This window comes from Stenotrophomonas sp. WZN-1, from assembly GCF_002192255.1.
Lineage (GTDB): Bacteria > Pseudomonadota > Gammaproteobacteria > Xanthomonadales > Xanthomonadaceae > Stenotrophomonas.
Genome location: NZ_CP021768.1, coordinates 3210988 through 3235654 on the forward strand (window position 1 = coordinate 3210988; position 24667 = coordinate 3235654).

Annotated in this window: 21 protein-coding genes; 16 read left to right on the plus strand and 5 right to left on the minus strand. The window is 68.2% G+C overall.

Annotation, left to right across the window (positions count from 1 at the left end):
* Positions 1-23 precede the first annotated feature (23 nt).
* Positions 24-2666: a leucine--tRNA ligase gene (leuS, locus tag CCR98_RS15160; protein WP_087924209.1), complete on the minus strand. Its 2643-nt coding sequence runs from the start codon at positions 2664-2666 to the stop codon at positions 24-26.
* Between the two features lie 105 nt (positions 2667-2771).
* Complete coding sequence (locus tag CCR98_RS15165) at positions 2772-3371, minus strand: DUF998 domain-containing protein (protein ID WP_087923250.1); 600 nt, start codon at positions 3369-3371, stop codon at positions 2772-2774.
* A gap of 156 nt (positions 3372-3527) precedes the next feature.
* On the opposite strand from CCR98_RS15165, the gene CCR98_RS15170 reads away from it, so the two are divergent.
* The 6 genes from CCR98_RS15170 (at position 3528) to CCR98_RS15195 (ending at position 9480) form a co-directional block, all read left to right on the plus strand.
* Positions 3528-3779, plus strand: a complete 252-nt coding sequence (locus CCR98_RS15170) for a hypothetical protein (RefSeq protein ID WP_087923251.1) — start codon at positions 3528-3530, stop codon at positions 3777-3779.
* Between the two features lie 127 nt (positions 3780-3906).
* Entirely contained in the window at positions 3907-4764 is an 858-nt protein-coding gene (gene trxA / locus CCR98_RS15175; RefSeq protein WP_014038035.1) for a thioredoxin, read from the plus strand.
* Positions 4765-4871: 107 nt separating this feature from the next.
* On the plus strand, positions 4872-6572 hold the full coding sequence (locus CCR98_RS15180; RefSeq protein ID WP_087923252.1) for a FecR domain-containing protein: 1701 nt from the start codon (positions 4872-4874) through the stop codon (positions 6570-6572).
* A complete protein-coding gene (locus CCR98_RS15185) occupies positions 6569-8194 on the plus strand; it encodes a CHASE2 domain-containing protein (RefSeq protein ID WP_087923253.1) in 1626 nt (541 codons plus the stop codon). Before CCR98_RS15180 ends, CCR98_RS15185 begins: the two co-directional genes overlap by 4 nt.
* A 69-nt stretch (positions 8195-8263) precedes the next feature.
* A complete protein-coding gene (locus CCR98_RS15190; RefSeq protein ID WP_014647953.1) occupies positions 8264-8716 on the plus strand; it encodes a DUF4442 domain-containing protein in 453 nt (150 codons plus the stop codon).
* Positions 8717-8763: 47 nt separating this feature from the next.
* Positions 8764-9480 (plus strand): hypothetical protein, encoded by a 717-nt coding sequence (locus CCR98_RS15195; protein WP_087923254.1) that lies wholly within the window; start codon positions 8764-8766, stop codon positions 9478-9480.
* 8 nt (positions 9481-9488) lie between these two features.
* Here the strand turns inward: CCR98_RS15195 and CCR98_RS15200 are convergent, their stop codons facing one another.
* Positions 9489-10805 carry a hypothetical protein gene (locus CCR98_RS15200; RefSeq protein ID WP_087923255.1) on the minus strand — a complete coding sequence of 439 codons (1317 nt, stop codon included), beginning with the start codon at positions 10803-10805 and terminating at the stop codon, positions 9489-9491.
* A 76-nt stretch (positions 10806-10881) separates the two neighbouring features.
* Here CCR98_RS15200 and CCR98_RS15205 point away from each other — a divergent pair, with 76 nt between their 5' ends.
* The 9 genes from CCR98_RS15205 (at position 10882) to rnfB (ending at position 20028) form a co-directional block, all read left to right on the plus strand.
* Entirely contained in the window at positions 10882-11565 is a 684-nt protein-coding gene (locus CCR98_RS15205; protein WP_014038041.1) for a DUF502 domain-containing protein, read from the plus strand.
* Entirely contained in the window at positions 11562-12347 is a 786-nt protein-coding gene (locus tag CCR98_RS15210; RefSeq protein WP_087923256.1) for a queuosine precursor transporter, read from the plus strand. The genes CCR98_RS15205 and CCR98_RS15210 overlap by 4 nt, the downstream gene beginning before the upstream one ends.
* A gap of 94 nt (positions 12348-12441) precedes the next feature.
* Complete coding sequence (locus CCR98_RS15215) at positions 12442-14382, plus strand: DUF885 family protein (protein WP_087923257.1); 1941 nt, start codon at positions 12442-12444, stop codon at positions 14380-14382.
* 16 nt (positions 14383-14398) lie between these two features.
* Entirely contained in the window at positions 14399-15469 is a 1071-nt protein-coding gene (locus CCR98_RS15220) for a serine hydrolase domain-containing protein (RefSeq protein WP_087923258.1), read from the plus strand.
* Positions 15466-15870 carry a VOC family protein gene (locus tag CCR98_RS15225; RefSeq protein WP_087923259.1) on the plus strand — a complete coding sequence of 135 codons (405 nt, stop codon included), beginning with the start codon at positions 15466-15468 and terminating at the stop codon, positions 15868-15870. The genes CCR98_RS15220 and CCR98_RS15225 overlap by 4 nt, the downstream gene beginning before the upstream one ends.
* A 418-nt stretch (positions 15871-16288) precedes the next feature.
* Complete coding sequence (locus tag CCR98_RS15230; protein ID WP_087923260.1) at positions 16289-16732, plus strand: DUF2147 domain-containing protein; 444 nt, start codon at positions 16289-16291, stop codon at positions 16730-16732.
* Positions 16733-16832: 100 nt separating this feature from the next.
* Positions 16833-18920: a methionine--tRNA ligase gene (gene metG / locus CCR98_RS15235; RefSeq protein ID WP_087923261.1), complete on the plus strand. Its 2088-nt coding sequence runs from the start codon at positions 16833-16835 to the stop codon at positions 18918-18920.
* Positions 18921-18998: 78 nt separating this feature from the next.
* Positions 18999-19589: an HAD family hydrolase gene (locus tag CCR98_RS15240; protein WP_087923262.1), complete on the plus strand. Its 591-nt coding sequence runs from the start codon at positions 18999-19001 to the stop codon at positions 19587-19589.
* A 25-nt stretch (positions 19590-19614) separates the two neighbouring features.
* The gene (rnfB, locus tag CCR98_RS15245; protein WP_087923263.1) at positions 19615-20028 is read left to right on the plus strand and encodes an Rnf electron transport complex subunit RnfB; all 414 of its coding nucleotides are present in this window, start codon (positions 19615-19617) and stop codon (positions 20026-20028) included.
* Positions 20029-20079: 51 nt separating this feature from the next.
* Here the strand turns inward: rnfB and CCR98_RS15250 are convergent, their stop codons facing one another.
* Entirely contained in the window at positions 20080-20427 is a 348-nt protein-coding gene (locus CCR98_RS15250; protein ID WP_005418155.1) for a RidA family protein, read from the minus strand.
* A 191-nt stretch (positions 20428-20618) separates the two neighbouring features.
* Between CCR98_RS15250 and mprF the strand changes: the two genes are divergently transcribed.
* Positions 20619-23183 carry a bifunctional lysylphosphatidylglycerol flippase/synthetase MprF gene (gene mprF, locus CCR98_RS15255; RefSeq protein ID WP_087923264.1) on the plus strand — a complete coding sequence of 855 codons (2565 nt, stop codon included), beginning with the start codon at positions 20619-20621 and terminating at the stop codon, positions 23181-23183.
* 82 nt (positions 23184-23265) lie between these two features.
* Here mprF and CCR98_RS15260 read toward each other — a convergent pair whose 3' ends face one another.
* Positions 23266-24618 carry a virulence factor family protein gene (locus CCR98_RS15260; protein WP_198361025.1) on the minus strand — a complete coding sequence of 451 codons (1353 nt, stop codon included), beginning with the start codon at positions 24616-24618 and terminating at the stop codon, positions 23266-23268.
* Positions 24619-24667: the final 49 nt, after the last annotated feature.

Below are 24667 nucleotides of genomic sequence, written 5' to 3' on the forward strand. Positions count from 1 at the left end.
GCGGGTGACCGGTGCGGGGGACATCAGGCAGCGACGATGTTCACGATCTTGCCCGGGACGATGATGATCTTGCGCACCGTCAGGCCTTCCATGAACCTGGCCGCGTTGGGCTCGGCAAGGGCCAGCGCCTCGACCTGCTCGCGCGCGGCATCGGCCGCCACCTCGATGGTGCCACGCAGCTTGCCGTTGACCTGTACCGCCAGGGTCAGCGCATCGCGCACCAGCGCGCTGCTGTCGGCCTGCGGGAACGGCTGGTCTTCCAGCAGCGTCTCGCCATGGCCCAGCACCTGCCACAGGGCGTGGCTGGCATGCGGGGTGATCGGGTTGAGCAGCAGCACGATGGCCTGCAGCGCTTCCTGGCGCACCGCGCGGCCCTGCTCGCTGCCGTCCTCGAACCTGGCCAGCGCGTTCATCAGCTCCATCACCGCAGCGATCGCGGTATTGAAACTGTGGCGGCGGCCATAGTCGTCACCGACCTTGCCGATGGTTTCGTGGGTCTTGCGGCGCAGCGCCTTCTGGTTGGCATCCAGCACGGCGGCATCCAGTGCCGGGGCGGCACCGTCGGCGGCGTGCTTCTGCACCTGGGCCCACAGGCGGCGCAGGAAGCGGGCCATGCCGTCCACGCCGGCTTCGTTCCACTCCAGCGACTGTTCCGGCGGCGCGGCGAACATCGAGAACAGGCGCACGGTGTCGGCGCCGTACTTGCCGACCATCGCCTGCGGGTCCACGCCGTTGTTCTTCGACTTGGACATCTTCTCGGTGCCACCGACCACCACCGGCTGGCCGTCGGCGATCAGGGTGGCGCCGGTGATGCGGCCGCGCTCGTCGCGCTGCACTTCCACATCGGCCGGGTTGATCCAGTCCTTCGAGCCGTCCGGGTTCGGGCGGTAATAGGTTTCGGCGATCACCATGCCCTGGCACAGCAGGTTGCGCGCCGGCTCGTTGCTGTCCACCATCCGCGCGTCGCGCAGCAGCTTGTGGTAGAAGCGGAAATACATCAGGTGCAGGATCGCGTGCTCGATGCCACCGATGTACTGGTCGACCGGCAGCCAGTAGTTGCCACGCTTGTCGACCGCATCACGGGCACCCGGCGAGGTGTAGCGGGCGTAGTACCAGCTCGACTCCATGAAGGTGTCGAAGGTATCGGTCTCGCGCTCGGCCGCGCCGCCGCAGTCCGGGCAGGTGATCTTGCGCCATTCCGGGTCGGTCTTGATCGGCGAGCCGGTACCGGCGAACGCCACGTCTTCCGGCAGCACCACCGGCAGCTGTTCTTCCGGCACCGGCACCGCGCCGCACTTGGCGCAGTAGATCACCGGAATCGGGCAGCCCCAGTAACGCTGGCGGCTCACGCCCCAGTCGCGCAGGCGGTAGTTCACGCGGCGCTGGCCCTGGGCCTTGCGCTCGAAACGTTCGGCCAGGGCTTCGAAAGCGCCCTGGAAATCCAGGCCGTCGAACTCGGCCGAATTCACCAGCTCGAACGCACGGCTCTTGTCGCTGTACCAGTCCTGCCAGCGGCTGCCGTCCCAGCTGCGCTCCTCTTCGGTGCGCGCGTCCTTCAGGGCGATGACCTGCTTGATCGGCAGTCCGTACTTGTTGGCCACTTCATTGTCGCGCTGGTCATGGCCCGGAACGGCCATCACCGCGCCGGTGCCGTAGCCCATCAGCACGAAGTTGGCGACCCACACCGGCACCGGCTCGCCGGTGACCGGATGCAGCGCGCGCAGGCCGGTGTCCATGCCGCGCTTTTCCTGGGTTTCCAGTTCAGCCTCGGACACGCCGCCCTGCTTCAGGTCGGCCAGCATCGCCGCCAGCTCCGGGTTGTTCTTCGCCGCATGCAGTGCCAGCGGGTGCTCGGCGGCGATCGACACGAAGGTCACGCCCATCACCGTGTCCGGGCGGGTGGTGAACACGCGCAGCGGGTCCAGCGCGGCGCCGTCGACATCACGCACGTCGAACTGGATTTCCAGACCCTCGGAACGGCCGATCCAGTTGCGCTGCATGGTCTTGACCGATTCCGGCCAGCCGTCCAGCTCGTCCAGGCCGTCCAGCAGTTCCTGGGCGTAGTCGGTGATGCGCAGGAACCACTGCGGGATCTCGCGCTTCTCGACCAGGGCACCGGAGCGCCAGCCGCGGCCGTCGATGACCTGCTCGTTGGCCAGCACGGTCTGGTCCACCGGGTCCCAGTTCACCACTGCGTTGCGGCGGTAGGCCAGGCCCTTGCGCATCAGGCGGGTGAACATGCGCTGCTCGTGGACGTAATAATCCGGGCGGCAGGTGGCGAACTCGCGCGACCAGTCGATGGCATAGCCCAGCGACTTCAGCTGGCTGCGCATGTGGTCGATGTTCTTGTAGGTCCACGCCGCCGGCGCGGTCTTGTTCTTGATCGCGGCGTTTTCCGCCGGCAGGCCGAACGCGTCCCAACCCATCGGCTGCAGCACGTTGTGGCCGGTCATGCGCTTGTAGCGGCTGATCACGTCGCCGATCGTGTAGTTGCGCACGTGGCCCATGTGCAGCGCACCGGACGGGTACGGAAGCATCGACAGGCAGTAGTACTTCGGCTTGTCCGAAGTCTCGTCGACCTCGAAGGCACGGGTGGCGTCCCAGTACTGCTGGGCGGCGGATTCAACCTGCTGCGGGTCGTAGGCGTTGGTTTCAGCGCTGGTCATGGAACACGCGGATGCGGCGGCAAAGCGGTACAGCGTACCGCAGTGCGGCAAATGGCTCCAATCCTGCCTGCCGGATGCCGCCGCCGCGGCGCTCGGGGAGGCGTCTCAGCGCGGGCGCGACAGCGGCAGGGCCGCCGCCAGCCAGACCAGCCAGCAGGCAAAGGCGAGCCGTTGTGCCATCGGCGCCGGCAGCGTGCCCTGCAGGGCAAACGCCGCCAGCGCGGCCAGCACGCCGCAGCCCAGGGCCAATGCGCCCAAGGCCCGGCCATGCGCCTGGCGCAGATGGGACACGCCCAGCAGCACGGTGCCGGCGACGAAACCCAGCACCCAGATCATCCAGGCGCTGGCATGCAGCTGGCTGGCGGGCCCGTGCAGATCGTCCACGTCCAGTGGCAGCAGCCCCATCGCGGCAAAGGCCAGCCCGGCCAGCAGCAGCATCTGGCTGCCTACCCGTGGCGCCCAGCCCGCGGTGGCGGGCAGGCTGCGGCGCAGGCGTTCAGCCACCACCGCCGCCAGCACGCCGGGCAGCACGAAACCCAGCAGATTGAAGGCCAGCGCATGCGGTACGCCGCGCGCACCCAGCAGCGCCACCGGGTGGCGGGCCTGAGCATAGCCGTCCAGGCCGGCACCGAAGCCGGCCACGGCCAGGACGAATACGACTGCCGCAAGCAGCCCCAACCAACGATCAAGCCGGACCACGGACATTGCGCGCAATCACCCGGAAAGGAATGGATCACCGCATTGTCGCGGCAGTGACGCGATGCGCCAAGCACGACGCATTTCAGATCAATTCGATGTCCGCCCGCTGCGCCAACCGGGATGCTCGGGGCATGGCAGTTCCGCCATATCCGGAGTTTCCCAATGATCCAACGCATTTTCATCGCCACCGCGCTCAGCCTGGGCCTGGCCGGCACCGCCCAGGCCGCCGAATTCAACTGCTACGCCAGGATCGGGCCGGCGAGCTCCCAGAACAACGGCACCCTGATGGGGAGCGTCAGTGCTGCCAACCTGCAGGCGGCCGAGGCCGAGTACTTCAAGCGCACCTCGGCGTCGAAGCCTGTCGCCTCCGGCCAATGGGTGATCCACGAGCTGTACTGCGTGCCGCGCTCATAAGGGTGTCACGGCGGGCCTGCGGGCCCGCCAACACCGCCTCGCGGGCGTACTCCGTGATGGCAGGGTTGAGACCGACATCGATCGTCACCATAGAATCGGTCTCCAGATGCCAAGCGATGCCTCCCCCATGACCGAGACGACCTACGTATTCGACGCCACCACTGCGACCTTCGAGGCCGAAGTCCTGCAGAAGTCGCTGCAGACGCCGGTGCTGGTCGACTTCTGGGCCACCTGGTGCGGGCCGTGCAAGACCCTGGGCCCGATGCTGGAAAAGCTGGCTGCCGAGTACAACGGTGCCTTCGAGCTGGCCAAGGTCGATGTCGACAAGGAACAGCAGATCGCTGCGGCCTTCCAGATCCGCTCGGTGCCCACCGTGTTCCTGGTCAAGGGCGGCCAACTGGTGGACGGCTTCCCCGGTGCCATTCCGGAAGGCCAGCTGCGTGAGTTCCTGGCCCAGCACGGCATCGTGCCGGCCGATGTCGGCGATGCCGCCCCTGAAGATGACGCCCCGCTGGACCCGCAGGCGCAGGTCGACGTACTGCGCGCGCAGATCGCCGCCGAGCCGGACAAGGATGAGCTGAAGCTCGACCTGGCCCTGGCCCTGCTGCAGATCGGCGGCGTGGACGAGGCCGGCACCCTGATCGACGGCCTGCCGGCCAATCTGGCCACCGACGACCGCGCCGTGCGCGCCCGCGCCCGCCTGGCCTTCGCCGCCGCGCTGAAGGATGCCCCGGCGGCCGAGGTGCTGGAGGCACGCATCGCCGCCGATGGCAAGGATCTCAAGGCCCGCCACCTGCGCGGCGTGCAGCTGCTGCTCGGCGGCCATGACGAGGCCGCACTGGCGCAGTTCCTGGAAATGCTGCGGATCGACCGTGGATTCGAGGAAGGCCTGCCACGCAAAGCCTTGATCGACGCCTTCAATGTGATCTCCGACGAGGACCTTGTGGGCCAGTACCGCCGCAGGATGGCGTCGCTGCTGTTCTGAACGGGAGCCTGCTCCGTTCAGAATCCCTGCACTGAACGCGGGCAATAATGCGCGCGCTGGCGGCCTTGAGGTCGCCACGATCCGTTCGGGGGGATGAGGTCGGGGCCATGGGGTCTTGCAGCTGCACCCCCGCATTGCCGGGATTGCAAACTGTGACCGTCGTCCGCACTCTGTCGTTCGCCATGCGTTTAACGGGCGCCCTGCTCTGCGCCCTCTTCCTGCTGCCTGCCATCGCCGGCGCCCAGGACTGGAACTACCGGGTCCGGCCCGGCGACACCCTGTGGGACCTGGGTGGGCTGTACCTGAAGCCTTCCGTGCGCTGGCAGCAGCTGCAGCAGCACAACCGCATCGACAACCCCTACCAGTTGCCCCCAGGCCAGCTGCTGCGCTTCCCGATCAGCTGGCTGCGCACCGAACCGGCACCGGCCCGGGTGCTGTCCGTACGCGGCAAGGTCGAGCTGTCCGGTGCCGATGGCACCGCGACCCGTGCCATCCAGGCCGGCGAGCAGCTGCATATCGGTGACACCGTGGAAACCGAGGGCGATTCCAGCATCACCCTGGAATTCGCCGATGCCTCGCGCCTGCAGCTGCGCGAATACTCGCGCCTGCGCCTGGACCAGCTGAGCCGCTACGGCCACACCGGCATGGTCGACACCCGCCTGCGCCTGCAGCAGGGGCGTGCCAGCAACCGGGTGACGCCGGCGCGCGGTCCGGCCTCGCGTTACATCATCGATGCGCCCACCGCGACCAGCAGCGTGCGCGGCACGGTGTTCCGGGTCAGCGCCGGGGATACCGGGCACGTCGGTGCCACCGAGGTCCTGCAGGGCAAGGTGCAGGTCGGCAACCCCCATGGCCAGCGCCTGGTCCGGCCGGGCCAGGCCACCCGCAGCAGCAGCGCCGATGCGGCCCCCGCCGCGGTCTCGGCCCTGCTGCCGGCGCCGGCGCTGCGCAATGACGCGCTGCGCCTGGCGCCGCTGCCGACCCTGCTTGCCTGGGAACCGGTCGCTGGCGCCGATCACTACCGGGTGGAAGTGGTGCAGGCGGCAACGCCGGAGATCCTGCTGTTCGCCGCCACCACCGCCGACACCCGGCTGGCGATCGGCGACCTGCCGCCCGGCCAGCTGCGCATCCTGTTGCGCGCGGTCGACGCCCAGGGTGTCGAAGGCCTGGATGCCAGCGCCGATTTCGAGCTCGGTGACCAGCCACCGCCGCCACTGACCGTATCGCCGCTGCATGGGCAGACGATCAACAGCGATCGGCCGCGTTTCCGCTGGAGCCAGGCCCCCGGCGCGCGCAGCAGTGTGCTGCAGATCGCCGCCGAACCCGGCTTCCTGCAGCCACTGCAGGAGCAGGCCACCCATGCGACCGACCTGCGCCTGGCGCAACCGCTGCCGCCCGGCCAGTACTACTGGCGTGTAGCCTCGCGCGATGCCGAAGGCCACCAGGGCCGCTATGGCCAGGCGCTGCCGCTGCAGCTGAGCAACGAGCCGGTGGACCCGGCACTGCAACCGCCCGAGGCCGCGCACGGCGAGCTGACGCTGCGCTGGCAGGCCGGCAGCGAAGGCCAGCGCTACCGGGTGCAGGTGGATCGCCGCGGTGACTTCAAGGCACCGCTGGTCGACGAGACCGTGGCCGAACCGCAGGTGAGCTTCAAGCGCCCGTGGAGCGGCACCCTGCACGTGCGCGTGCAGTACATCGATGATGACGGCCACGCCGGCGAGTTCTCGCCTGCCCAGCAGATCCCCCTGCCGTGCCGCCTGTGCTACGGCGCTGGTGGCGGTGCCCTGCTGCTCTGGTTGTTGCTGTGAGGCGCTCGCCGCTGCCATGGTCGAAGCGGATCCTGCTGGCCCTGCTGGCCGGCGTGCTGACCATCGTGGCCAGCCAGGGCCAATGGCTGTGGCGGCAGGACGAGGCGGCCTACGACGCACTGGTCGGCAACTGGGATTACCGCCCTGACCCCAGCGTGCTGATCGTGGCCATCGATGAAGGCAGCCTGCAGCGCATCGGCCAGTGGCCCTGGCCGCGCTCGGTGCATGCACGCCTGCTGGACCGCCTGACCGATGCCGGCGCCGAACGCGTTGCGCTGGACCTGATGCTGTCCGAACCCGACCGGCGCGACAGCCGCCAGGATGATCAGCTGGCGGCCGCCATCCGACGCAATGGCCGGGTGGTGCTGCCGGTGCTGGCCGCACCTGCGGCCGGCGACCGCATGGCCGAGGAAATGCTGCCGATCCCGCAGATCGCCGCCAGTGCCGCTGCGATCGGCCACACCGATGTCGAGGTGGATGGTGACGGCGTCGCCCGCGGCGTCTATCTGCACGCCGGCATCGGCCAGCCGCATTGGCCGGCACTGGGCCTGGCACTGGCCGACCTGCCTGCGGGTGCGGTACGCGGCCTGCCCGACCCCGACCCGGCGCTGGGCTCGCCCTATCAATGGCGTCGCGACGATTACGTCCGCGTGCGCTATGCCGGCCCACCCGAGCGGTTGCCGCAGGTGTCTTATGCGGACGTGCTCGATGGCCACGTGGACATGGCGATGCTGCATGGCCGCCGCATTGTGGTTGGCATGACCGCCAGCGGCATCGCGCCTCGCCTGCTGACCCCGACCACCCGCGAGTTCTGGATGAGCGGTAGCGAGTACCAGGCCAACATCACCTCGATGCTGCTGCAGCACAAGCAGATCGATGTGCTGCCGCATGCCTGGCAGCACGCCATCAGCGGCGTGCTGGTGGCGCTGTGCGTGATCCTGCTCGGCCTGCGCGTGCCCTGGCTCGCCGCACTGTGTTCATTGCCGATGCCACCGCTGCTGAGCTGGCTGCTGCTGCGCACGGGAGACCTGTGGTGGGCACCGGCCAGCGCGATGCTGGGCGTGGTGCTGGCACTGCTGGTCTGGGCGGTGTGGCGGATCTCGGCCTGGCACCGCCTGGCCAACCGCGATGCCCTCACCGGTCTGGGCAACCGCCTGCGCTTCGAGCAGTCACTGCAGCAGGAATGCGATGCGGCGCGGCGCAGCGGCAAGCCTTTGAGCCTGGCACTGATCGACGTCGATCATTTCAAGCGCCACAACGACCGCCACGGCCACCAGGTCGGCGACCGCGTGCTGCGTGATGTCGCCCGCCTGATCGGCGCCCATGCCCGTCGCCCGCGCGACATGGCGGCACGCTACGGTGGCGACGAATTCGCATTGGTGCTGCCGGATACACCGGCCGAAGGCGCGCGCCAGGTAATCGAGGATCTGATTGCGTGCGTGCGCGCGTTGCCGGCGCCGGGTGATGGCGGCGACGACACCGTCACGCTCACCATCGGTGTGTTCACCCGCGTGCCCGACGGCGACCTGCAGCCGCACCATTTCGTGGAAGGCGCAGACACCGCCCTGTACCAGGCCAAGGCCAACGGCCGCGACGGTTACATGATCGACGGCGGAACGTGACCCACCCGGGGTGCAACATACGCATGCGAATGGTTAGACTGGATCCCTCGCCCCGCACCCCGGACCCGCATGAACGCCCGCCTGTTCCGCTTCGGCATCAACCTCTGGCCGCCGTTCCTGTTCACCGGCATCCATGTCACCCGGATCACACCCGATTACCGGCAGATCGACGTGGCGCTGCGGCTGCGGCCGTGGAACCGCAATTACGTGGGCACGCATTTCGGCGGCAGCCTGTTCGCGATGACCGATCCGTTCTGGATGCTGGGCCTGCTGCACATCCTCGGCCGTGACTACTACGTGTGGGACCGGGCCGGCGCGATCGATTTCCTCAAGCCTGGCCGGGGCACGGTGCGCACTTCGTTCCGCATCGACGATGCACTGCTGGCTGAACTGCGTGCCGAAGCGGCTGGCGGCGAAAAGGTGCTGCGCTGGTTCAGCAACGATGTCGTCGACGAAAGCGGCGAGGTGGTCGCCCAGGTACGCAAGCAGGTCTACCTGCGGTTGAAGCCGCACGCACGCTGATCCAGCACGCGGGCGCTATCCTCTGCCTCCCTGCCATGGAGGCTCCGATGCGCCCGTATACGCTTGCCACACTGCTGACCACCCTGTCCTTCAGCACCCACGCCCTCGACCTGCCACCGGTGCAGTATCCGACGCTGCCCGCCCAGGCCTCCACTGCCGCCGGTTTCGTACCCCAGGGCTGGACACTTGAATCGAGTGTCGAAGGCGATCTCGACCAGGATGGCCGCGCCGACCGGGTGCTGGTGCTGCGCCAGCAGGAGCCGCGCAACATCATCGAGCACGATGGCTTCGGTCCCTCGCCGTACGACAGCAACCCACGCATTCTCGCCGTGGCATGGTCGCGTCCATCCGGCTATGTGCTGGCGGCGCAGGACCACCAGCTGATACCGCGCCCGGACAATCCGGTGATGAGCGACCCGCTCGAAGATGGCGGCGTCAGCATCCAGCGCGGCACCCTGAAAATCGCGCTGTTTTCATTCGCCAGCGCGGGAAGCTGGTCAATGGGCACGACCGTCTTCACCTTTCGCTGGCAGGACGATGCCTTTGCGCTGATCGGCTACGACCAGAATTCAGTGATGCGCAATTCCGGGCAGACCGAATCGTTGAGCGTGAATTTCTCCACCCGCAAGGTGAAGCGGAGCGAGGGCAGCATCGAGGACGACAAGGACAGCGTGCGCTGGCAGCCACTGCGCAGCAGCCGCCGCTGGACGCTGCAGACCGTCGGTGATGGCTGGGCATTCGATCCGCTGGCGGGCAGCAACTGAGACGCTGCTCAGTCGCGCGCAGCGGCGGCCGGGGCGCCCTCCACCACCAGCGGCACCGACAGCCATGGGCTCTCGTCGGAGCTGCGCGAAGGTGAACGCCGCGGCACCTGCAGACGGCGGCCATCGGCCAACAACTGCGGTGCCCGCACCGGCGAGCGGAACTGCGCGGGCAAGCGCTGCAGCGCATCCGCCGGGTCCTCCGCCTGCTGCCGCAGCCAGCGCTGCGCGCCGACCAGCCGCACCATCGCGGCGGCATCCTGGGTCCGTGACGAATAGGCGGGATAGACCGGACGAGCGATATCGGTCAGCACGCACCCCATGATGTTCGACAGGCAACCGAAGTCATGCTGCGGCGGCGCTGGCACCGGCAGCGGGCGATCCGCTTCCAGCGCCGCCATGGCCGCCGCGCCGCAGGCCCAGCCCAGGTTACCCGCCGCGCGTGCCAGGGTGCTGCTGCGATCCAGTACCAGCACACCGCCGAACTCCTGCGCAGAGGTTTCGATCGCGGCCCGGCTCATCGCGTACTCCCCCTGCATCGCACGGCACAGGCTCTGTTCGGCGGCCAGCATCGGCTGCATCGCCTGCTCGCATGCCGCTGGCAGCGGATGGTCGGCCGGCAGCTCGACCAGCATGTCGGCCAGCAGCTGGGCATTGGCCTGCACCAGGCTGGCACCGATGATGCTCTCCACCAGGTAGCTGCCGCCCGTCACCAGCCGGCGGCCCAGCTGCAACCCCCGGCAACTGCCATGCAGCGCGCCATCGATATCGCCCTGTACATAGGCCAGCGCGCGCGCGCTGGTGGCATCGATCATCAGGCCATAGGTCGGCAGCGGCACCAGGATGCCATCGCCCTTTGGCTGGAACGGCGATGTGAAGTGGTCCGCATCGGCAAGCTGGTCCAGGCGCGCATGCAGCTGCTGGTGGCCGGCGTGGGCATCGACGAAGCGCTGCGGATCGGCGCGCACCTGGCCTAGGCAGTCGCTGGCGGTCGGCCCGCAGCTGGCCGCCGGCCGCGATCGCAGCTCGTCGTGGTCCTCCGCCAGCTGCGGTCCGGCGCCGCCATTGCCGCGCGGATCCGCCTCCCAACGCTGCACATCGCGGGCCAAGGCCTGTTCGCGCTGGCGCGCGTCCAGATCGTCGAACGCGAGCGTCCACAGCAGCGCGAAGCCGTTGTGGCCGTGGACGGGCAGGCGGGCCTGCAAGCGCTGCTGGGCCTGCAGCCGCGATTCCGGCACCGGCCACATGCGCGAGGCGCACCACACCACGATGGTCAGCACCAGCAGGCCTGCCAGGGTCCAACCCAGTCCGCGCAGAATCTTCAACACAGCTTCCCTTCCATGTGCCGTTGCCGCAGTCGATTCCCCAGCGTAATCGACCGGCCGTGGCCGCTACAATGCGCACATGTCGCTCGAAGCCCCCGCCCTGGTCCCCCGCCCCTCCCTGCAGCGCCTGTTCCTGACCGGCCTGCTCACCCTGCTGCCGATCTGGCTGACCTGGGTCGTCGTCAAGTTCGTGTTCGTGCTGCTGTCGGGCATTTCCAGCCCGCTGGTGGTGCCGCTTTCCGAGCAGATCGCGACAAGCTTCCCGCATTACCTCGGCTGGGTCCGTGCCGAATGGATCCAGGACACCATCGCCCTGCTGGCCACCCTGCTGGTGATCCTGGCGGTGGGCGTGGCCAGCCGCCGCGTGCTGGGCCAGCGCCTGCTGCGCTGGGTCGGCGCGGTCATCAAGCGCATTCCGCTGGCCAGCATCATCTACGACAGCGCCAAGAAGCTGCTGGACATGCTGCAGACCGAACCGGGCAGCACCCAGCGCGTGGTGCTGATCGACTTCCCGCACCGCGACATGAAGTCCGTCGGGCTGGTCACCCGCGTGATCAAGGAACACGGCACCGACCGTGAACTGGCTGCAGTGTACGTGCCAACCACGCCAAACCCGACCTCGGGTTACCTGGAAATCGTGCCGGTGGAACTGCTGACCCCGACCGACTGGACCGTCGACCAGGCCATGAGCTTCATCATCTCCGGCGGTGCGGTCGCACCGTCCAGTGTTCCGTTCACGCGCGCCGGCGATCGCAGCGAATGAACGCGGCGCCGATCGAGCGCCCGTTGCAGGACCGCGCGGTCCTGCTGTTCATCGTGCTGGCCGCGTTCTTCTGCGGCAACGCGGTGCTGGCCGAGCTGATCGGGGTGAAGATCTTCGCGCTGGAAGACACCCTCGGCATCGCTCCGCTGAACTGGAACCTGTTCGGCCAGACCGGCTCGCTCAGCTTCACCGCCGGCACTCTGCTGTGGCCGGTGGTGTTCATCATGACCGACACCATCAACGAGTTTTTCGGCAAGCGCGGCGTGCGCTTCATCTCGTGGCTGGCCGTGGTGCTGATCGCCTATGGCTTCCTGTTCGCCTTCGCAGCGATCTCGCTGGCGCCAGCAAGCTGGTGGGTCACCTCGATGGACGGCCACGGTGTGCCGGACTACCAGGCCGCATTCGCAGCGGTGTTCGGCCAGGGCATGTGGACCATCGCCGGTTCGCTGGTGGCCTTCCTGCTCGGCCAGCTGATCGACGTGGCGGTATTCCATCGCATCCGCCAGGCCACCGGCGAGCGCCACGTGTGGCTGCGGGCGACCGGGTCCACCGCGATCTCGCAGGTGGTGGACAGCTTCGTGGTGATCTGGATCGCCTTCGTGCTCGGCCCACAGCACTGGCCGACCTCGCTGTTCCTGGCCGTCAGCAGCGTCAACTACATCTACAAGATGGGCTTTGCGATTGCCTTGATTCCGCTGCTGTACCTGATGCGGCGCGCGATCACCCGCTATCTGGGCGCAGACAGGGCCGCTGCGTTGCGCGCCGCGGCGGCGGCTGACTGAAGCCCCAGCGACGGCAAGCTGACTGCGCCTTCACGCTGGCCGTACGCGGCCGGATCGTGCAAGCTCCACGGTCTGTGTTCCACGGAAGCTCCTGATGCCGCATCCCACCCGCGCCCTGGCCGCCGCCATCGCCGCGTTGTTCCTGTTCAGTGCCGTGCCGTCGGCCGAAGCAGCGAAGAAGAAGGCCAGCCGCCCTGCCGCCGCGCAGACCCGCCAGGCTGCCAAGCCCAAGGCCAGGCCCGCCCGCGCCACAGCACCGGCGCGTGGCAGCTCGGCACGTCGTGCCGCGCCGCGCCCGGTCGCACCGGCCCGTGCCGTACCCAAGCAGGTGCAGCTGGAGCGCCTGTATGACGAATACTGGGATGCCTCGATGCGGTTGAATCCGCTGCAGGCCACTTTCCAGGGCGAGGCCCGCTACAACGACCAGCTGCCCAACATCCTGTCCGCCGCCTGGCGCCAGCAGTCGCACGACTTCACCACGCAATGGCTGGGCAAGGTCGAGAAACTCGGCAGCGACGGCCTGCAGGGCCAGGACCTGCTCAGCTACGAGATCTTCGTGCGCGACGCACGCGCCTCGCTGGCCGCCGAGCGCTACCCCAGTTGGATGATGCCGATCAGCCAGTACTACAACATCGGCAGCATCATGGCGATTCTCGGTGCCGGTGCCGGCGCGCAGCCGTTCAACACCGTGCAGGACTACGACACCTGGTCGCGCCGTTCGCTGGGCATTCCCGAGCTGTTCGACCAGGCCATCGACAACATGCGCCAGGGCATGAAGGCCGGCGTGGTACAGCCGCGCGACCTGATGGAAAAAGTGCTGCCGCAGCTGGATGCGGTGATCAAGCCGACCGCCGAAGAGAGCATCTTCTGGTCCCCGATCCGCACCATGCCGAACACCATCGCGGCTGAGGACAAGGCGCGCATCAGCGCCGAGTACAAGCGCATGATCGAACTGCGCATCATGCCGGCCTACCGCGCCCTGCGCGGCTTCATTGCCACCGAATACCTGCCCGCCACCCGCGCCAGCAGCGGCCTGGGCGCGCTGCCCGATGGCCAGGCCTGGTACGCCAACCTGATCGTGCAGACCACCGCCAGCGACCAGAGCGCCGCGCAGCTGCACGCACTGGGCGAACAACGCGTGCAGGAACTGCAGGCGCAGATCGCCACGGTGATGAAGGATGCCAAGCTGCGCGGTACCCCCACCAAGCTGCTGCGCAGCATGCGCAATGACCGCCAGTTCCAGTACGGCGATGCCAACGCGCTGCTCAATCGCTACCGCCAGGTGCAGCAGCAGGTCAACGCACGCCTGCCACAGGTGCTCGACACGCTGCCCAAGTCGACGCTGGAAGTGCGCGCGGTGGAACCGGAGCGTGCACTGACCGCCGCCGCAGCGGCCTATCAGCCATCGGCCGCCGGGCAACCGGGCATGCTGTACGTGAACACCCGCGACCTGCCCAGCCGCAAGCGCTGGAACGTACCGGTGCAGTACCTGCATGAAGCGATCCCCGGCCACCACGTGCAGCTGGGCCTGCAGCAGGAGCTGGCCAAGCTGCCGCGCTTCCGCCGCCTCGGTGGCGATCTCGCCTTCGTCGAAGGCTGGGGCCTGTACGCCGAAACGCTGGGCGAGGACCTGGGCGTCTACACCGATCCCTACGACCGCATCGGCTACCTGTACTCGCGCCTGCTGCGCGCCGCCCGCGTAGTGGCCGATACCGGCGTGAATGCCCAGGGCTGGAGCAAGCAGCAGGCTGTCACCTACCTGCAGAAGACCGTGGACATGAGCAGCGACGACGCCAATGCCGAAGTCGAGCGGATCATGGCCCAGCCCGGCCAGGCGCTGTCCAACGTGGCTGGCCTGACCACCATCGTGGCCCTGCGCGACAAGGCCAAGGCACGCCAGGGCGTCGCCTTCGACCTGCGCCGCTTCCACGCCGAACTGCTGAAGGACGGCTCGATGCCGCTGGACGTGCTGGACCGCAAGATGGAACGCTGGATGGCCCAGCCGGCCAGCGCCACGCCCGCCTCGTCACCCTGACCCTTCCGGAGCCGCCATGCGCCCTGCCGCCGCCCTGTTCGCCACCGTGCTGGGCCTGCTGCCGCTGGCCACCTCCGCCGCACCGGTGCTGACCCCACCGGATGCGGGCATCGACGGCCTGATGCAGGCCTACGACGGCCAGGTGCCGGGCGCCGCCGTACTGGTGCTGCAAGACGGACAGCCGGTATTCCGCCGCGGCTATGGCCTGGCGGTGGTGGAGGACGGCACCGCGGTCACCGCGGCCAGCAACTTCCGGCTGGCCTCGGTCAGCAAGCAGTTCACCGCTGCGGCGGTACTGCTGCTGGTGGAAGATGGCCGGCTCGGGCTGGACCAGCCGGCGCGGCGCTGGCTTCCGGAACTGCCGCAGGCCGCAGCGGCCATTACCCTCCGCCAGCTGCTGTCGCACACCAGCGGCCTGCTCGACTACGAAGACCTGATGGATCCGGCGGACACACGGCAGGTACACGATGCCGATGTGCTGGCCCTGCTGTCGCGCGAAGACCGCCTCAACTTCGCACCCGGCACGCAGTACCGCTACAGCAACAGCGGCTATGCGCTGCTGGCACTGATCGTCGGCCGCGCCTCCGGCCAGGATTTCGCAGCCTTCCTGCAGCAGCGCATCTTCCGCCCACTGGGCATGGCCCACAGCGTGGCCCACCAGGACGGCGTCGATACCGTCGCCGCACGCGCCTATGGCTACAGCCGGATCGACGGCCGTTGGCAACGCACCGACCAGAGCACCACCAGCGCCGTGCTCGGCGATGGCGGCATCTATTCCTCGCTGGACGACCTGGCCCGCTGGGATGCGGCGCTGTACGACGACCGCCTGCTGTCGAAGGCCTCGCGCCGCGCGATGTTCAGCCCGGCCACGGCAACACCCGAACCGGACGTGCCCCACTATGGCTTCGGCTGGCGCCTGAATGGCCCGGTTCAATGGCACAGCGGCGAGAGCATCGGCTTCCGCAACGTGATCGTGCGCCACCCGGAAAAGCACCTGACCGTGATCGTACTGACCAACCGCAACGCCCCCGAACCCTATCCGCTGGCGCTGAAGATCGCCCAGCGCTGGCTGGACACCCTGCAATGACCGCCGATGCCGATGTCTTGCTAGGCATCCATCACGCCGCACTGATCTGCAGCGACTACGCACGCTCGAAGGACTTCTACGTGCGCATCCTCGGCCTGCGTGTGCTGGCCGAGAACCACCGCAGCGCGCGCGATTCCTGGAAGCTGGACCTGGCCCTGCCCGACGGCGGGCAGCTGGAACTGTTCTCCTTCCCCTCCCCGGCGCCCCGGCCCAGCCGCCCGGAAGCCCAGGGCCTGCGCCACCTCGCGTTCCGCGTGGCCGCGCTGGAGCCATTCATCCAGCGCCTGGCCGCGCATGGCGTGGTGTGCGAACCGATCCGCGTGGACGAGTACACCGGCCGCCGCTTCACCTTCTTCGCCGACCCCGACGACCTGCCGCTGGAGCTGTACGAAGTCGGTTGAGCGTGTGTGTCGGGGTCAGGTCCCTTTTCCAATGGAAAAGGGACCTGACCCCGCCGCCGCCACGGAAAGTCCCATCCATGCATGGCATGGATCTACGTGTCGACCAAGGTCGACACCCACCAAGAGCAGGCCGTGCCATTCCGACAGATTGCGGAGACCTGTCGAAGGCGGGGTGGGTCCGGTTGCGGGGGTGTCCGCGGCATGGATGCCGCGGCCAAGCCCCCAGGGACGGGTTCACGGCGTCCCCCGCAACCGGACCCACCCCGCCATACCGCGGATTGCTGGCTGTTGCTGTTGCTGTTGCCTCTGCGGGTGCAGGGCGCAGCCCTGCAAAGCCCCCCCTTCCCCATACCCCGCCGAATGGGTATACAGTCGACCCATGCCGGCAGCGTGCCGGAATGAACCCTGGGAGGGGACCATGCGCAACACCTTCAAGACCCTGCTGCTGGCACTGCCGTTGTGCCTGGCCGCCCTGTCGGCCCAGGCCGCCGACGGTGCCGCCGGCCGCTGGAAGACCATCGACGACAAGACCGGCAAGGTGAAGTCGATCGTCGAGATCACCCAGGCCGCCAACGGCACGCTGACCGGCAAGGTGGTCGACATCCTGCACTCGGACAAGGGCCCCAACCCGGTCTGCGACGGATGTGAAGGCGCCAACAAGAACAAGCCAGTGAAGGGCATGACCATCCTCTGGAACCTGAAGGCCGACGGCGCCAACAAGTGGTCCGGCGGCACCATCCTCGACCCGGCCAACGGCAAGACCTACAAGTCGAAGATGGAGCTGCAGCCGGGCGGCACCAGGCTGGACGTGTCCGGCTGCATCGCCTTCATCTGCCGCGCGCAGACCTGGCAGCGCGAATAAGCACCCGGCCCCGCCTCATCCCCGTGACCCGGCCCCGGCCGGGTCACGTCGTTGCGGGCATGCGATACTCTGCGGTTCCCCTCGGCTTCACCCCGCGACCATGACCCGTACCGCGCTCGTCACCACCGCCCTGCCCTACGCCAACGGCCCGCTGCATCTGGGCCACCTGGTCGGCTACATCCAGGCCGACATCTGGGTGCGTGCGCGGCGAATGAGCGGCGGCAAGGCCTGGTTCGTCTGCGCCGACGACACCCACGGCACGCCGATCATGCTGGCCGCGGAAAAGGCCGGGGTCACCCCGGAAACCTTCATCGCCAACATCCAGGCCAGCCACGAACGTGACTTCGCCGCCTTCGGCGTGGCCTTCGATCACTACGACTCGACCAATTCGGCGGCCAACCAGGCGCTGACCGAGCAGTTCTACCTGAAGCTGGAAGCGGCCGGTCACATCAGCCGCCGTTCGGTCGCGCAGTTCTACGACCCGGCCAAGGGCATGTTCCTGCCCGACCGCTACGTCAAGGGCATCTGTCCGAACTGCGGCAGCCCCGACCAGTACGGCGACAACTGCGAAGTCTGCGGCGCGACCTATGCGCCGACCGACCTGAAGGAGCCGCGCTCGGTCATCTCCGGTGCCACGCCGGAAATGCGCGATTCGGAGCACTTCTTCTTCGAGGTGGGCCACTTCGATGCGTTCCTGCGCGACTGGCTGGCCGGCGATGTCGCCCTGCCGGGCGTGAAGGCCAAGCTGGGCGAATGGCTCAATGCCGAAGGTGGCCTGCGCGCGTGGGACATCTCGCGCGATGCGCCGTACTTCGGCTTCCAGATTCCCGGCCAGCCGGGCAAGTACTTCTACGTCTGGCTGGACGCACCGATCGGCTACCTGTCCAGCTTCCAGACCCTGTGCGGCAAGCTCGGCGAAGACTTCGAAGCACACCTGCGTGCCGGCACCAGCACCGAGCTGCACCACTTCATCGGCAAGGACATCGTCAACTTCCACGGCCTGTTCTGGCCGGCGGTGCTGCATGGTACCGGCCACCGCGCGCCGACCCGCCTGCACGTCAACGGCTACCTGACCGTGGACGGCGCCAAGATGAGCAAGTCGCGTGGCACCTTCGTGATGGCGCGTACCTTCCTCGATGCCGGCCTGGAGCCGGAAGCGCTGCGCTACTACTACGCCGCCAAGTCCGGCGGCGGCGTCGACGATCTCGACCTGAACCTGGGTGACTTCATCGCCCGCGTCAACGCCGACCTGGTCGGCAAGTTCGTCAACCTGGCCAGCCGCTGCGCCGGCTTCATCAGCAAGCGCTTCGACGGCCAGCTGGCCGCGCAGCTGCCCGATGCGGCGCAGTACCAGCGCTTCGTCGATGGCCTGGCGCCGATCCGTGAAGCCTACGAGCGCAACGACCCGGCCGCGGCGATCCGCCTGACCATGACCCTGGCCGACGAAGCCAACCGCTACATCGACGACGTCAAGCCGTGGGTCATCGCCAAGCAGGAAGGCGCCGATGCGCAGCTGCAGGCCGTATGCAGCCAGGGCCTGAACCTGTTCCGCGTACTGGTCACCGCCCTGAAGCCGGTGCTGCCGGCCACCGCCACGCAGGCCGAGGCCTTCCTGGCCGCCCCGGTGAACGACTGGACCGAGCTGGCGCAGCCGCTGCTGGGCCACCGCATCACCGACTACACCCCACTGTTCACCCGTATCGACCCGAAGAAGATTGACGCCATGATCGACGCCTCCAAGGACACCCTGCAGCCGGCCGCCGCTGCCGCCCCCGCCGCCAGGACCGAAGCGGTCAAGCCGGCCGCACCGGCACCGGCACTGGCCAAGGACGAAGCCAAGAGCACCGACGCCCCGGCCTACATCGGCATCGACGATTTCGCCAAGCTCGACCTGCGCATCGGCAAGGTGCTGGTGTGCGAGTTCGTGGAAGGTTCGGACAAGCTGCTCCGCTTCGAACTGGACGCCGGCGACCTGGGCAAGCGCCAGATCTTCTCCGGCATCCGTGGCAGCTACGGCGAACCGGAAGCACTTGTTGGCCGCAGCGTGGTGTTCATCGCCAACCTGGCCCCGCGCAAGATGCGCTTCGGCCTGAGCGAAGGCATGATCCTGTCGGCCGGTTTCGACGGCGGCGCACTGGCGCTGCTGGACGCCGACAGCGGCGCACAGCCGGGCATGCCGGTCCGCTGATGCCCGCGGCGGGCGCGGCAACCGCCGCGTCCGCCGGCAGCACCGGCCACCGGAGGCAACGCGATGGGAAGCAACGGAATGGAACTGGCGCTGTTCGACTTCGACCACACCGTGACCACCTGCGATACCTATGGCCGTTTCCTGCGCCGCGCGGCCACCGCCGAACAGCTGGCGCAGGCGTGGTGGAAGGTCGGCCCGTGGCTGGCCGCATACAAACTGAAACTGATTTCGGCCGAACGCATCCGTGCACGCGTCACCCGCCTGACCTTCAGCGACCGCCACAGCGATGACATCACCACGCTGGCGGCAGGCTTCTCGCGTGAGTTCCTGCCCGACGTGGTGCGCCCGGAAATGCTGGAGCAGATCCGCTGGCACAAGGAACAGCAGCACACCGTGGTGATCGTGTCCGGCTCGCTGGACCTGTACCTGCGGCCGTGGTGCGAGCAGCTGGGCCTGCAGCTGATCTGCAACCGGCTGGAAAGCCAGGACGGCCGCCTGACCGGTCGCTATGCCGGTGGCGACTGCGGGCCGCGCAAGGTCGAGCACATCCGTCGCCAGTTCGATCTGTCGCGCTACGTGCGCATCCATGCCTACGGTGACAGTTACGAAGACAAGCCGATGCTGGCGCTGGCCCACGAGCGCTGGTTCCGTGGCAAACCCCTGAAGTAGTCCCAACGCGCAGCCTTCGCCACGCATGAGCCTGATCCCGCCCCTGACCGAACGCCTCGACCGCCTGCTACCGCAGACCCAATGCGGGCAATGCGGCTATGACGGCTGCCGCCCGTACGCGCAGGCGATGGCACGCGGCGAGGCGGGCGTGGACCGCTGCCCGCCGGGCGGCGACGCCGGCGCGCGCGCACTGGCGCAGGTACTGGGCGTGCCCGCCATTCCGTTTGATCGTTCGCGTGGCGAACACAAGGCGCCACAGGTGGCGCTGATCGTGGAAGCCGACTGCATCGGCTGCACCAAGTGCATCCAGGCCTGCCCGGTGGATGCCATCGTCGGCGGCGCCAAGTACATGCACACGGTCATTGCCGATCTGTGCACCGGTTGCGAGCTGTGCATTCCACCGTGCCCGGTGGATTGCATCGAGCTGGTGCCCCTGTAACAGGGGCCAGATCCCTTTTCCTCTGGAGAGGCATCTGACCCCGCACGCGGGTTACGGCACCGCTGCCGTCACCACGATCTCGACCTTCCACTCGGCGTGGGCCAGCTTGGCTTCGAAGGTTGCGCGGGCCGGGGTCGCGCCCTCGACCACCCACTCGTCCCATGCCTTGTTCATGCCGTCGAAGTCGGCGATGTCGGCCAGGAACACTTCCGCGCGCAGCACGTGCTGGCGATCGCTGGCGACCAGCGCCAGCAGCTTGTCGATCTCCGCCAGCACCTGCCGGGTCTGCCCGGTGATGTCCTGGCTGGTGTCTTCCGGAATCTGGCCGGAGAGGTAGGCGACCTTGTTGTACACGGTCATTTCGGACATGCGCGGTCCGACGTCGTAACGCTCCATCATGGGCGTGGCTCCTGCGGGTGATCAGGCCTGCATTGTCCTCCAATCCGGTCAACGGTGGGTGCACGGGTCCCCACGCGACGCGTCACTACCGGGCTCCGACACACCCGCTGGTCAAATGGCGGCGACAGGCGCACGATGCGCCACGCCCACGTTGACACCGCACTCGCCCCTCCTGACGCACCCTTGCGCCGATGACCCCAGCCACCGACCCCGCCGCCGCTTCCTCCACCCCGGCATGGAAGCGGGTCCTCACCATTGTCATTCCCCTGCTGATCCTCTCGCTGGCCTTGCATGGCCTGGCCAGTGAATTCGATGAGCACGGCTACCGTGCCATCCGCCAGGCGTTCCGCCAGCTCAGCGGCATGCAGATCGCGCTCACCGTGGTGCTCGGCCTGGCCAGCTACGCCTGCCTGATCGGCTTTGATGCCATCGGCCTGCGACGCAGCGGCATCCGCGTGCATCCGGCGCGCATCGGCATCACCGCCTTCCTTGCGCATACGCTGGGCCAGACCGTGGGCTTTGCCGCGCTGACCGGTGGCGCAGTGCGCCTGCGCGGCTACCGCAGTGCCGGCCTCGATCTGGCGCAGATCGGCCAGGTGGTGCTGATGAGCACGCTCGGATTCGTGTTCGGTGCGTGGCTGCTGATCAGCGTGGCACTGTGCATGGAACCGGCGGCAGCGGCGTTGGCATTGCCATTGAATCCCGATGCCGTGCGCATCGTCGGCATCGTCGCCCTGCTCGCCTATCTGGGTACCGTGCTGCTGGTCGGCCGCGATGGACGGCAGTTCAGCGTGTTCGGCCATGCGTTGTGGCTGCCCGACCGCCGCACCATGATCGGCGTCACCGTGCTCAGCGTGATCGAGCTGGTGCTGGCCAGTGCCGCGTTCTACGTGCTGCTGCCGGACTCCACGCCGACCGGCCTGCCCGGCTTCGTCGGCCTGTACCTGGTGGCGGTGCTGGCCGGACTGGTCTCGACCGTGCCGGCCGGCCTGGGCGTGTTCGAATGGAGCCTGCTGAAGCTGCTGCCACAGGTGGCACCGGCGGCGGTGCTGGCGGCGGCGCTGATCTACCGCGTTACCTACTACGTGCTGCCACTGGTGCTGGCCACCCTGCTCGCCCTCGCGCCTGCCCTGCGCCAGCCGCTGCAGGCCAGCGCCGGCGCAACCCGCGCCGGCTGGAATGCGCTGCGCCCATGGCTGCCGCAGATCATCGCGCTGGCGGTATTCAGCATCGGCGCCGCGCTGGTGATCGACGGCACACTGCCGACGCCGCGCCGCCACCTGGTGAACGCCTCGCTGCCGATCCTGGAAACCTCACACCTGATCGGCAGCCTCGGTGGCGTCGCGCTGCTGCTGATCGGCCAGGGCCTGGCCCGGCGCAGCCACGCGGCGTGGATGCTGGCGATGGCCGTGTGCGTGGTCACCCCGCTGCCGCTGTGGCTGCGCGGTGGCCAACCGTTGATCGCCGTCTCGGCAGTGCTGGTGGCAATGGCGCTGTGGGCCGCGCGCCGTGAGTTTTACCGCCAGGGCGCGCTGCTGGATGAAGCCTGGTCGTGGCCGTGGCTGCGCAACCTGGGCCTGGTGCTGGTGGCGGTGACCTGGCTGCTGTTCTTCACCTACAGCCATGTCGAATACCAGAATGAACTGTGGTGGCAGTTCGCGGTGTCCGGCAACGCACCGCGCGCGTTGCGTGCGTTGCTGGTGGTGGCCATCGCGCTGGTAATGTTCGGCCTTGCGCGGTTGCTGCACAGCACGCGCAGCCCACTGCCGGCCGCCGACGAGGCCACGCTGCAATCGCTGGCGCCGGTACTGGCCGGTGCCACCGACACCCAGGCCTGCCTGGTGCTGACCGCCGACAAGGCGGTGCTGCGCGATGATGCGAAACAGGGCTTCGTGATGATGCAGCGCTATGGCGGTTCGCTGATCGCAATGGGCGATCCGGTCGGCCCGCCGGACGTCGCCCGTGCATTGATCTGGCGCTTCCGCGAGGAAGCCGACCGCCTCGGCCTGCGTCCGGTCTTCTACCAGGTCGGCGAGACGTACTGGCAGACCTATCTCGACCTCGGCCTGGGCCTGGTCAAGCTGGGCGAAGAAGCGATGGTGCCGCTGCACGACTTCGGCCTGGAAGGCCGCGAACGCGCCGATCTGCGCCAGGCCTGGAACCGCGGCAAGCGCGGTGGCCTGTCCTTCCGCGTGGCATCGGTGGAAGAAATTCCCAGCCTGCTGCCGCGCCTGCACGCAATTTCCAATGCATGGCTGGAAGACAAGGCCGGCGACGAGAAGGGCTTCTCGCTCGGCAGCTACGACCCGGATTACCTGGTGCGCTTCCCGGTGGCGCTGGTCGAGGCCGAGGGCCAGATCGTGGCGTTCGCCAACCTGTGGCAGGCACCGGCCGGTGCCGAGCTGTCGGTCGACCTGATGCGCCACGTCAACGAAGCGCCGAAGGGCACGATGGACTTCCTCTTCATCGAGCTGTTCCTGTGGGGCCGCGCACAGGGCTATGCACGCTTCTCGCTGGGCATGGCGCCACTGTCCGGGCTGGCACAGCATCGCCTGGCCGGCCGCTGGAACCGCCTGGCCGGCCTGCTGGCCCGGCACGGCGAACGCTTCTACGGGTTCAGTGGCCTGCGCCGCTTCAAGTCGAAGTTCGACCCGCAGTGGCGGCCGCGTTACCTGGCCGCGCCGGGCGGCATGCACCTGCCAGCGGCGCTGCTCGATGCCACGCGCCTGATTTCGCTGGACCCTCGGCGCGATTGAGGCCGCGATCCGCCGGGCATGGCCCGGCGCTACCGCGGCTCGTTCTGGTGGGTGCGAACCGTTGGTTCGCACGCTCTCCGCTTCACGCCCCGCCCTTCAGGATCACTTCGGCCAGGCGATCGTAGTCCCCACCGAAATGGTGGTCACCCGGCAACTTAACCTTCCTCACGCCGTCATTGGCCGGCAGATCCGGGCACAGCGCGTCCTCATCCTTGTCGCCGTACACGCACAGCGTTTTTTCCGCCGGCAGCCTGGCCACTTCCGGCGCGATCGGCAGGCCGTCGCCGCCACCGCCCAGCCAGTTGCTGACATGGAATTCGAAGTCGGCCTTCCTGCCCACCGACAGCAGCACGATGCGCTCCAGCGCCTCACGGGTGCCGGCGTCGAGCTGGTTGATGGTGGCCGGCAGCACGTCGGCGCCCTGCGAGAAACCGATCAGCATCACCTTGTCGCGGTGCCACTGCTGGCGGTAGTGGTCGATGATCTTCTGCAGGTCAGCAGCGAAGCCCTTCGGTGTGCGCTCGCTCCAGAAGTAACGCAGCGAGTCGATGCCGACCACCGCCACGCCATGCTCGTTGAGCGACGACGCCACGTCCTTGTCCAGGCCGGCCCAGCCACCGTCTCCGGAAACGAACACGGCCAGCGTATCGCCGCTGCCGGTCGCCGGCATTTCCACCACGGGCAGACCCTTCAGTGCAGCAGGCGGCGGTGCCAGGCTGACGCCGGCCTGCGCCCCGATCACCCGTGCCGCAGCCACCAGGCCCGGTGACGCATCACCGCGCGTGGTGCGCTTGAACTCGCGCGCCATCGCCACCTTCTGCACGAACCGGCTGGCCTCGCTCACCTTGCAGCCGTGGTCACCGGCCGCACTCAACCATGGGAAGTTCAGTTCGGCGGGCTGGAGCGTGTTGTGCTTCACGCCATCGCCGCAGACCATGCGCTCGTGGCTGTGGCCCGGGCAGAAGCCGGTGGTCAGCAGGCCGGCGAACACCTGGGTATCGGCCTGCGCGGCCAGCGAATAGGCCAGTTCGGCGCCTTCACCATCACCGCCGACCAGCGGCAGGTGGTAGCCGGGCAGATGCAGGGAGGCCTGCAACCAGCGCGAGAAGTTCTCGACGTCACCGGAACCGAACGAACAGGTCGGATCACCCTCGCGCTTGAGCACCCCGCGCAGGTGCGCGATGTCCACGGCTGCGACCATCGCGCCATCGGCACGCAGGGCCTCGATCGGCAGACGGCTGGTATCGCCACCGGCGCTGGGTTCGTGGAACCAGATCACCACCCGCTGCGGCGTTCCCGACGGCATGTGCACCGGAATCTGTTCGAACCGCCCGTGGCTGAACTGCTGCACGGCCGCTGCCGCTGCCGCTGTTGCCGGCAGTGCGGCCAGCGCCAGCACCACACCCATTGCCCTGCCCAGCCCTGCACGCTTCATATCGCAGCCCCGATGGAATACGCACACGATACGCTGCCTCCCCGTACAC

Bases quoted from the DNA above. Each gene is read 5' to 3' on its own strand.
- leuS (WP_087924209.1), bottom strand. From the start codon at position 2,666: ATGACCAGCGCTGAAACCAACGCCTACGACCCGCAGCAGGTTGAATCC.
- CCR98_RS15165 (WP_087923250.1), bottom strand. From the start codon at position 3,371: ATGTCCGTGGTCCGGCTTGATCGTTGGTTGGGGCTGCTTGCGGCAGTC.
- CCR98_RS15170 (WP_087923251.1), top strand. From the start codon at position 3,528: ATGATCCAACGCATTTTCATCGCCACCGCGCTCAGCCTGGGCCTGGCC.
- trxA (WP_014038035.1), top strand. From the start codon at position 3,907: ATGACCGAGACGACCTACGTATTCGACGCCACCACTGCGACCTTCGAG.
- CCR98_RS15180 (WP_087923252.1), top strand. From the start codon at position 4,872: ATGGGGTCTTGCAGCTGCACCCCCGCATTGCCGGGATTGCAAACTGTG.
- CCR98_RS15190 (WP_014647953.1), top strand. From the start codon at position 8,264: ATGAACGCCCGCCTGTTCCGCTTCGGCATCAACCTCTGGCCGCCGTTC.
- CCR98_RS15195 (WP_087923254.1), top strand. From the start codon at position 8,764: ATGCGCCCGTATACGCTTGCCACACTGCTGACCACCCTGTCCTTCAGC.
- CCR98_RS15205 (WP_014038041.1), top strand. From the start codon at position 10,882: ATGTCGCTCGAAGCCCCCGCCCTGGTCCCCCGCCCCTCCCTGCAGCGC.
- CCR98_RS15210 (WP_087923256.1), top strand. From the start codon at position 11,562: ATGAACGCGGCGCCGATCGAGCGCCCGTTGCAGGACCGCGCGGTCCTG.
- CCR98_RS15215 (WP_087923257.1), top strand. From the start codon at position 12,442: ATGCCGCATCCCACCCGCGCCCTGGCCGCCGCCATCGCCGCGTTGTTC.
- CCR98_RS15220 (WP_087923258.1), top strand. From the start codon at position 14,399: ATGCGCCCTGCCGCCGCCCTGTTCGCCACCGTGCTGGGCCTGCTGCCG.
- CCR98_RS15225 (WP_087923259.1), top strand. From the start codon at position 15,466: ATGACCGCCGATGCCGATGTCTTGCTAGGCATCCATCACGCCGCACTG.
- CCR98_RS15230 (WP_087923260.1), top strand. From the start codon at position 16,289: ATGCGCAACACCTTCAAGACCCTGCTGCTGGCACTGCCGTTGTGCCTG.
- metG (WP_087923261.1), top strand. From the start codon at position 16,833: ATGACCCGTACCGCGCTCGTCACCACCGCCCTGCCCTACGCCAACGGC.
- CCR98_RS15240 (WP_087923262.1), top strand. From the start codon at position 18,999: ATGGAACTGGCGCTGTTCGACTTCGACCACACCGTGACCACCTGCGAT.
- rnfB (WP_087923263.1), top strand. From the start codon at position 19,615: ATGAGCCTGATCCCGCCCCTGACCGAACGCCTCGACCGCCTGCTACCG.
- CCR98_RS15250 (WP_005418155.1), bottom strand. From the start codon at position 20,427: ATGATGGAGCGTTACGACGTCGGACCGCGCATGTCCGAAATGACCGTG.
- mprF (WP_087923264.1), top strand. From the start codon at position 20,619: ATGACCCCAGCCACCGACCCCGCCGCCGCTTCCTCCACCCCGGCATGG.
- CCR98_RS15260 (WP_198361025.1), bottom strand. From the start codon at position 24,618: ATGAAGCGTGCAGGGCTGGGCAGGGCAATGGGTGTGGTGCTGGCGCTG.